Raw genomic sequence first — 7022 nt, 5'->3', positions numbered from 1 at the left:
CTTCTAGGTTCTGTGTGATAAGTTTAACTTACATCGGATCGATCAATCTTTGTGTCCTTTGTGTCTTTGTGGTTCGTTCCACCCCCTCGCTAGGAGGAATGTATCTTAGAATACACTTTACCCACCAAATCCAAGAGAGCCATTTTTTGTTCAAGTTGAGCATTACGCTTGACAAATTTACGAAATGATCGTTTAAACTTCTCTGTTGCAATAATCTTTCTCATTCATCTTCTGTTAATTTGGCTTTTAATTCATTAATAATATCTTCTAAGGGTTGAGGTTTTAATTCTCCTCTTTGAAAAGCCTCCCTTGCTTCTTTAGCATTTTGGGCTATTTCTTCTCGATAGGATTCTATCATTTGATTTTTGATGATTTCTATTAACATTTCTCTCTGTTCAATCGGTAGTTGATTAACTGTTATAAGAGCTTGTTCTAATGTTATCATAATTGATCCTCTCTTGATTTAAGTAATAATTTTAACTGATTGGCATCTTGAATATTAGAATAAGCAATCCGATTATTGATGCTTTCTAAATCTTGCTTTGCTCTTGAAGATATTAAAATAACGGTCATAATTTAATATCCACAATTCTGAAGATTGTTTGCTTTTAATCTGTTGATGAATTCTCTACCATGAAAACTTTCCCCACGTTTCAACTCTTGCACCCCAATCATGAATTCCCGTTTCAATTCTTCAAATCTTCCTTGGCACATTCTGTCTCTTTCTGCCAATAAACGCAATCCCTCTTCAATAACGACTAAATCATCTTGATATTTTCCTGTTTTGATTTGTTGAGCAATCAAATCTTCTATTTCCGGTGTCAGTTGGATAGTGTTCATCGCTTCTCCTAATTACCGTGCTATCATCTTAATCCAGTATTATAGCGCAGACTTTTTAGCATCTTATAGTTTTAACAGATTTTGGACAGAATGCGAGATAGACGGGTTCATCTCCCTGAGTCTAAGTCTTCTAGAACTCTTAAGCTAAGGAAAAGGGGGACTTAAGAAGAGCAACAACCAGTACGTACTCCCCTGCTCCCGGTGCTTCCCTATCCTGCTTTTGTTATAGATGAAGAAAAAGCTTGATTAGCTTGAGCATAAATTTTTAACGCTACAGACATTTGTTCTGGTGTAGTTTCTCCCTGGGATTGAAACCAAGCAAAAGTTTCTGGATCTATTTCGACTTTTACAGTAACAATATCTTCAGGTAGTCGCAATTGTGCTTTAACCCAAAAATCTTCTGATAGGGGAGGAATATCAGAAGTATCAATATCCTCATCTTTCATTGCATCAATTCTACTTCAATCTGTTTTTGAGATATTGCTCATAATGTTTTCCTTCGTAAGATAATGCTTTTCTTAAGGATATAATGCGAATTGTTTGATCGTCAGGTTCAGTATAGACAATAACAACGACTCGTCCATCTAGTAAACCAATAGCCACAAAGCGAGCTTCTCCATAATTCTCTCGCTCATCCAATTCAACAACCATTGGCAAGTTAAAGATAGGATAGGGGTTCATCCATCCGAATCTAAGTCTTCTAGCACCCGTGAGTGGAGGGTTTCGGACGCTTCCCCAAGCTCGGCGTTTATGGGCCAAGCAAGTTGACACAATTTTTGCCTTACTTTTATGAAACCACCCTGCTAAATACCCCTTAAAAAGGGGTATTTAAAGCTGAAAAAAGGGGCTTTGCGCCCCCAAAAATCTTTAGTCAACGGCTTACAAATCTACACCAGACTATAGACAATTACTAAACCCAAAACTGCGGCAAAGACAATTAAAGCGTAGAATTGGGCGCGACCATTTTCGAGGTATTTAAGACCTTCACCACTGACAAGAGTAGCTAAACCGGTTAAATTCACTGCCCCATCGATAACGCGATAATCCACTTCCATAATTTGCCGTGCGAGACGACGACAACCCTGGACAAAAACTCGATCATACAGATTATCAATGTACCATTTGTTCAGGGAAAAACGATACAAAGCGGGGAATTTTTCCGCAATAGTTGCGGGGTCAATTTTCTTCTGGAGATACATCAAAGAAGCGACAGTAATCCCGATTAAAGCAATCCCCACCGAATTACCCGCCATAATCAGAAACTCTGTCCAATCAAAAGCATGAACTTCTTCCACCACTTCGTTAGGAACATGAATAAAACCCTCGAAGAAATTCTGCCAAGGTTTACCCACCAAACCGATTAACAAAGAAGGAACCGCCAAAATCATGAGAGGTAAAGTCATAGTAATTGGCGATTCGTGGGGTTCATGGGCATGATGGCCGTGGTTGTCTTCTTCCTGCGCTTCCGAGTCCAATTGCTTAACATTCATCGCCCCCGGTCCAAAAGCCGGAATCGCGCCCGCGTTGGCTAACAGTCGGCGTTTAATCTCCTTATTAGTCCCTCTAAACTCCCCTTCAAAGGTGTTAAAGTACATCCGGAACATATAAAAAGCCGTTAAACCCGCAGTCCCCCAACCGATTAACCATAAAGCTGGGTTCGCCTCAAAAGCTAAACCGAGAATTTCATCCTTCGACCAGAAACCAGCGAAGGGAGGAATCCCACAGATGGCCAGAGTTCCCACCAGGAAAGTTAGGGCGGTAATGGGCATATACTTGCGTAAACCGCCCATCATCCGCATATCTTGCGCTAAAACTGGCTCATGACCGACCACATCCTCCATACCGTGGATGACCGAACCAGAACCGAGGAACAACATCGCTTTAAAATAAGCGTGGGTCATCAGGTGGAATAACCCCGCACTATAAGCGCCGATACCCATAGCCATAACCATATAACCCAATTGGGAGATGGTGGAATAGGCTAAACCCTTTTTGATATCATTCTGGGTGAGGGCGATACTTGCCCCTAGGAAGGCGGTAAAGGCCCCCGTCCAAGCAATTACCGTCATCGCCGTGGGAATTGGCTCAAAAACGGGATACATCCGAGCAATCAGGAAAACTCCGGCGGCCACCATCGTGGCGGCGTGAATCAGGGCCGAAATCGGGGTCGGACCTTCCATGGCATCCGGTAGCCAGACATGAAGGGGAAATTGGGCTGATTTGGCCACCGGTCCCAGGAAGACTAAAACGGCGAATAATGCCGCTAAACTGCCAGCAATGGCTCCAGAAGAGACTAATTCCTCTAGACGTTCACCCATGATATCAAACTCGAAGCTACCAGTGGCCCAGAAAAGCCCCAGCATTCCCAGTAATAAGCCAAAATCGCCGACGCGGTTGGTAACAAAGGCTTTTTGACAGGCCTCGGCGGCCGCCGGACGAGTGAACCAGAAACCTACTAGCAGATAGGAACACATCCCCACCAATTCCCAGAAAACGTAGATCTGGACGAGGTTGGGACTAATGACCAAACCGAGCATAGAACTGCTAAAAATGCTCAGATAGGCGTAAAAACGCACATAACCGGGGTCGTGGGCCATGTAACCATCGGTATAAATCATCACCAAAAAAGCCACGGTGGTGACGATAACCGACATTAAAGCACTGAGGTGATCGATCGTATAACCCATTTTCAGGTGAAAGTTACCCGCCGATGCCCAATCGATCATTTGGTTGTAGGGAGCGTGTCCATTGATTTGACTCCACAGCAGCGCAAAAGACAGCACCATCGACGCGCCGAGGGTAGAAATGATCAATACAGCATTCACCTGTCGCAGACGATTGGTGACTTCATTAAAGGAAATTAAGCCCGCGCCCACTAGGGTAGCGCCTACCAAAGGCAGGACGGGAACTAGCCACGCGTACTGATAAAGCGGTTCCATTCAGTAATACCTAGTTTACAACTTCACACTATTTGGTTTATCTTCATCTATTGTGACATAGGTTAATTCTTAAGAAAGTGTTTATACCTAGTTTTGCTTAATAGGGCGGCGAAAGGTCAAAGGATCTTATCAATTTGGCAGTTTAGCGAGCGGGACGGTAATTTTTAGGGAGAAGCAGCAAAATTATCGAATAACCACGAAAGCAAGGAAACGATTAAACCAGCAGAAAAGGAAATTATCGCCACGATCGCCTCGCTGCCAAGATAACGGGATAAAAAACTGCCTTGAATTTGGGCGATCGGTAGTCGCGGATTTAACCCCACTTGGATGCTGTTGGTATTGCCGGAAACGCTCACTTCTAAACCTTGTGATGCCTCGGTAATCTGCAAGTTTTCCCCCGTGGTTTTTAGTTTGAGGTTTTGGTTACTATCCTCTCGGATAATTTTTATCTGATTTAATATCTCTACCCCCGGTTTCTCGACGATCAGGAATTGGTTTTCTTCTAGCTTAAGATCCTGTTGAGCCATCCGGATATTACCAGAAATAATTGTCGATTCCACTAAGTCATCTCTCACATTATTACCGGTGATAATCGGTCGCTCAAATCTAACATTACTAACTTTAATATTGCGCCAAAAAATAGGCTGTTCTTTATCTTGAGAAAGTTGTAAATTAACATCGATCGCTTGTTGTATTTCTAATTTAAATTCGGTGGTGCTGAGATTAAATTCGAGGGGAATATCCTCTTTTTTTAAAGGAAAATTAGCAATTTTATAACCAGAGAGAGTTATTTTAATCGGGTTGCCGCTAGGGTTAAATGATAAATTTACTGGTTGAGAATTTGGCTGCAAACTAAAAGCCAAAAGATTATTAAAAGGCGCGTATTTGAGATTTTTTACTCTAGTTTCCTTTTGTAAACGGAGTTCTTGCAGGATAAAATCCGCCGTCGGGGTAATTGTTAAAGTGCTATTTTCCCGGATTGATTCAATTTCTAGTCGCTCTCGTTTATTCAGTTCGGGATCTGCAAGACTGCTAAAAATGCCAGCGAGGGTAAATTTTTTCAGTCCCGATAGATCTATTTGGGAAAGATTATAGACATCTTTGAGCAATAAACTTTCGTTTTCTTGACAGGTAAAACTAAAGCTTTTTACCAATAAATTGCCTTCAAAGTTTTGTTTAACTGGGATAATTCCCCAAAAAATCGACAGGAAAACCAGTGCTAGAGTAACTATAAAAACTGTGCAAAACTTGAGATTTTTCCTGATAAATCGCCAGAAACTTTTAAAATTATGCTTGGACTTCATTTTAGCCACTGGGGATTATGTTCAAAAGTTATATTAATCGGGGCATTTCTGGGAGGAGCATCATCTTGTTCTAATAAAGCTTTGACTCGCAATTCGTACAATCCCGCCTTAGCCAGTTTACCATCAGAAGTACGACCATCCCAACTAAAGAAAATTTCTCCTTTTGGTTGCCAGTTAGGGCGAGAAGTCTCATAGATAACCTTGTTGTTCTGGAGGATTTGTAATTCTTTGATCTGGCTACGCGCATTAGAAAAAAAGACGATATCATAGGTTGTTGCCTGATTAAAAATAACTGGCAAATAGATCAATTTACCGTCACTGATATAGGCCGTGGCCCGCAGACTTTCAAGGGCGATATCTTCGCGATCAATAACATAGTTAGACCATTTAAATTGATAGCGAGAACCTTGGGGACGCAAGGTGAGGGGATCGAGTTGATAATTTTTTGGCACAGAACGCACTATCACTTTCGGCGCTCGGTTATTACGACTAGGTACTTCCAACTTTAGGGGGTCAGTCATCTCCCGAATCCGGCCGATAGAAAGGGAAATAAGACTAAAACTGCCCGCAATATCGATCGGAGCTATTCCCTCACAGCGCTTGTCATTATCTCTCTGGATATAGTTGCTAGATCTAGTATTTCCCGTCCCACAGTTTTGAGCTTGAATAGGGAAGAACGAGACCAAAATAAGACTAAGAATTGTTAAGTTGAGGACAATAAATGATTTTTTCATGGTACAACCACCTGCCATTGAGCTAATTTTTGGAGAACTCGATCGATTGGGTAAGCGAAACCGATACCGGAAGAATCGATTTGGGACTCGTTAATCGTCTTAACCATCAATCCGATCACCCGCATTTCCTGATCGAATACTGGACTACCAGACCCCCCCACGGCCAGACTCACATCGATTAATAAATTGCCGCTACTAGACTGAATGCCGATGGTAATCGCCTCGTACTTCGACCAATCTTTTGATTCAGGATGTCCGATGATAGAAATCCGTGTTTGTGGGGCAATTTCGCCTTGATGAAAGGTTAAAGGACTGATATCGTCTGGTAAACCCGTGACTTCCAGCAAAGCTAAATCCAAGTTTTCTTGGGGTTGGGTGATGTGAATTATTTTAGCCTTTGCACGATCGCGCGGGAGGTTGGGTAGATTTTCGCCGTAATAGGGTTCCACTTCCAGATTATCGCCCTTCTGTTCCGTGTCGCGATCGACCACCACATGACGATTAGTGATAATCCACACCGTTGTTCCCCGGCGTTTGACCACATAACCCGTACCGTAGGCAGTCCCCTTGGCGTTACCGGTAAAGACAACACTGATTTTAACGATCGATCGCTTGATCCGGGTGAGGGGATCCTCTTGGGGTAGATATTTAGTATTATTCAAAGCGATGATCTGCTCCGGTTGTTGCTGCAACGATAACAAGCGCCGGGCCTCTTGCAGGTTATTGCTGGCAAATTCAAACTTCGGATCGATTTTCGTCGCCTTCTCGAACTCAGCGATCGCTGCCTCTAGCTTGCCCTGTTCCTGTAGGAGCCGACCCAAATTATTATGGGCAAGGGTGTGAGCGGTAGTAGGAGTCCCAGTAGTATCATCCGGTAAATCTAAGGCCCTACGGTACATTTCCTCCGCTTCCTTCAGTTTTTTCTGGTCATACAGCACGTTACCCAGACCGTTGTAGGCACGGACATATTTACCATCAATAGAGATCACCTTGCGGTACATCTCCTCCGCTTCTGTCAGTTTGTTCTGGTTCCTCAGCACGATGCCCAGACCGTAGTAGGCATGGACATATTTATCGTCAATAGCGATCGCCTTGCGGTACATCTCCTCCGCTTCTGTCAGTTTGTTCTGGTCCTTTAGCACGAGGCCCAGACCGTAGTAGGCATAGACATAGTTGGAGTCAATAGCGATCGCCTTGCGGTACAT

Annotated in this window: 9 protein-coding genes; all 9 read right to left on the bottom strand. The window is 43.1% G+C overall.

Annotated elements, in window-relative coordinates:
- Positions 1-220: 220 nt before the first annotated feature.
- Complete coding sequence (locus IM450_RS16490; RefSeq protein WP_287659165.1) at positions 221-445, bottom strand: hypothetical protein; 225 nt, start codon at positions 443-445, stop codon at positions 221-223.
- Entirely contained in the window at positions 442-573 is a 132-nt protein-coding gene (locus IM450_RS16485; RefSeq protein ID WP_287665241.1) for a hypothetical protein, read from the bottom strand. The genes IM450_RS16490 and IM450_RS16485 overlap by 4 nt, the downstream gene beginning before the upstream one ends.
- A 3-nt stretch (positions 574-576) precedes the next feature.
- Positions 577-840 (bottom strand): ribbon-helix-helix domain-containing protein, encoded by a 264-nt coding sequence (locus tag IM450_RS16480; protein WP_002802523.1) that lies wholly within the window; start codon positions 838-840, stop codon positions 577-579.
- 209 nt (positions 841-1049) lie between these two features.
- The gene (locus IM450_RS16475) at positions 1050-1286 is read right to left on the bottom strand and encodes a hypothetical protein (RefSeq protein WP_002802522.1); all 237 of its coding nucleotides are present in this window, start codon (positions 1284-1286) and stop codon (positions 1050-1052) included.
- A 10-nt stretch (positions 1287-1296) separates the two neighbouring features.
- Positions 1297-1611, bottom strand: a complete 315-nt coding sequence (locus IM450_RS16470; RefSeq protein WP_287665246.1) for a BrnT family toxin — start codon at positions 1609-1611, stop codon at positions 1297-1299.
- A 116-nt stretch (positions 1612-1727) separates the two neighbouring features.
- Positions 1728-3779 carry an NAD(P)H-quinone oxidoreductase subunit 5 gene (locus IM450_RS16465; protein ID WP_002802520.1) on the bottom strand — a complete coding sequence of 684 codons (2052 nt, stop codon included), beginning with the start codon at positions 3777-3779 and terminating at the stop codon, positions 1728-1730.
- A gap of 164 nt (positions 3780-3943) precedes the next feature.
- Positions 3944-5083: a hypothetical protein gene (locus IM450_RS16460; RefSeq protein ID WP_287665249.1), complete on the bottom strand. Its 1140-nt coding sequence runs from the start codon at positions 5081-5083 to the stop codon at positions 3944-3946.
- Entirely contained in the window at positions 5080-5817 is a 738-nt protein-coding gene (locus tag IM450_RS16455) for a FlgD immunoglobulin-like domain containing protein (protein WP_287665252.1), read from the bottom strand. Before IM450_RS16455 ends, IM450_RS16460 begins: the two co-directional genes overlap by 4 nt.
- Positions 5814-7022, bottom strand: a 1209-nt coding sequence (locus IM450_RS16450) for a tetratricopeptide repeat protein (protein ID WP_287715615.1), incomplete at its 5' end; no start/stop codon positions are given. The genes IM450_RS16450 and IM450_RS16455, both read right to left, overlap by 4 nt.

The organism is Microcystis sp. M083S1, assembly GCF_020246405.1.
Lineage (GTDB): Bacteria > Cyanobacteriota > Cyanobacteriia > Cyanobacteriales > Microcystaceae > Microcystis > Microcystis aeruginosa_C.
The sequence above is the reverse complement of the archived record's forward strand: the minus strand, read 5'-3'. Positions and strand labels throughout refer to the sequence as shown.